A 1,713-nucleotide genomic window follows, 5' to 3' on the forward strand; every position below is an offset into this window, starting at 1 on the left:
CTATCCGCTGCGGTGCGCGATAGTAGCCGCTTTGCGAGTAGGGGTACGCGTTGCCGGCGGCCATCGGATCGCGCATGCACAATATAAGTGGCGGCCGGCCGGTAAATTGCAAGGTGCAGGGCGCGCCGATGCAATGATGCGAATAACGGTCGCATTCGTGCGAGAGCGGTGATAGAATGCGCCGTGACGGGCCTCCTCGCATGGTGGGCCGGTGAACCTGGTCAGGTCGGGAACGAAGCAGCCACAACCGTTTTCCGCCAGTGCCGAGGGTCGGGCTCGTCACCTTCCTCTTGCCCATTCGCCGGGCACTTTCATTCTCCCTCGCACGTTTCCCGCAGTCATGTTCGCGACTGTTCCGCGCTGTCGGCGCAGCGCAGCGTTGCTGATACAATTTCCCGATGACCTATCAAGTTCTCGCACGCAAGTGGCGTCCGAAGGATTTCGCTTCGCTCGTCGGCCAGGAGCACGTCGTCAGGGCGCTTACGCACGCGCTCGACGGCGGGCGTTTGCATCACGCCTATCTGTTTACCGGTACGCGCGGCGTCGGCAAGACGACGCTGTCGCGCATCTTCGCCAAGACGCTCAACTGTGAAACCGGCGTAACGTCGCAGCCGTGCGGGGTGTGTCGCGCGTGCCGCGAGATCGACGAAGGCCGCTTCGTCGACTACGTCGAAATGGATGCGGCGAGCAATCGCGGCGTCGACGAAATGGCCGCGCTGCTCGAGCGCGCCGTGTACGCGCCGGTCGATGCGCGCTTCAAGGTCTACATGATCGACGAAGTGCACATGCTGACGAACCACGCGTTCAACGCGATGCTGAAGACGCTCGAAGAGCCGCCGCCGCACGTCAAGTTCATCCTCGCGACGACCGACCCGCAGAAAATTCCCGTGACGGTGCTGTCGCGCTGCCTGCAGTTCAACCTCAAGCAGATGCCGGCCGGCCACATCGTGTCGCATCTCGAGCGGATTCTCGGCGAGGAGCGCATCGCGTTCGAGCCGCAGGCGCTGCGCCTGCTCGCGCGCGCGGCGCAAGGCAGCATGCGCGACGCGTTGTCGCTGACCGATCAGGCGATCGCCTATTCGGCGAACGAGGTGACGGAAACGGCGGTGTCGGGCATGCTCGGCGCGCTCGACCAGACATACATGGTGCGCTTGCTCGATGCGCTCGCGGCTGGAGACGGTCCGGGGATTCTCGCCATCGCCGACGAGATGTCGCTGCGCAGCCTGTCGTTCTCGACTGCGCTGCAGGATCTCGCGAGCCTGCTGCACCGGATCGCGTGGGCGCAGTTCGCGCCCGGCTCGGTGCTCGACGAGTGGCCCGAGGCGGCCGATCTGCGTCGCTTCGCGGACACGCTGACTCCGGAACAGGTGCAGTTGTTCTATCAGATCGCAACGGTCGGCCGCGCGGAGCTCGGCCTCGCGCCGGACGAATATGCGGGCTTCACGATGACGCTGTTGCGGATGCTCGCGTTCGAGCCGGCAGCGAGCGCTGGCAGCGCGCCGTCGGCCGGCCAGCCATCGATACCGCGCGCCGTGTCCGGGCCGCGTGCCGCGGGCAATGCCGCTGTCGCACAGCCGGCGGCACTCGCGGCGCCGATCGACGCGGCGCGCGCGCCCGTCGGAGCGCGACCGGCGCCGGCGGCCCAAGCCCAAGCCCAAGCCCAAGCCCAAGCCCAAGCCCAAGCCCAAGCCCAAGCCCAAGCCCAAGCCCAAG

1 protein-coding gene and 1 other RNA gene are annotated in these 1,713 nt (G+C 66.5%); both read left to right on the forward strand.

The features are described 5' to 3' along the window. Positions 1–185 precede the first annotated feature (185 nt). Positions 186–284, forward strand: an RNA gene (gene ffs, locus KH616_RS24850) — signal recognition particle sRNA small type. Between the two features lie 114 nt (positions 285–398). After that, on the forward strand, positions 399–1,713 hold a 1,315-nt coding region (gene dnaX / locus KH616_RS24855), incomplete at its 3' end, for a DNA polymerase III subunit gamma/tau (protein WP_292254857.1).

Source organism: Burkholderia sp. (genome assembly GCF_018375725.1).
In the GTDB taxonomy this organism is placed as follows: domain Bacteria; phylum Pseudomonadota; class Gammaproteobacteria; order Burkholderiales; family Burkholderiaceae; genus Burkholderia.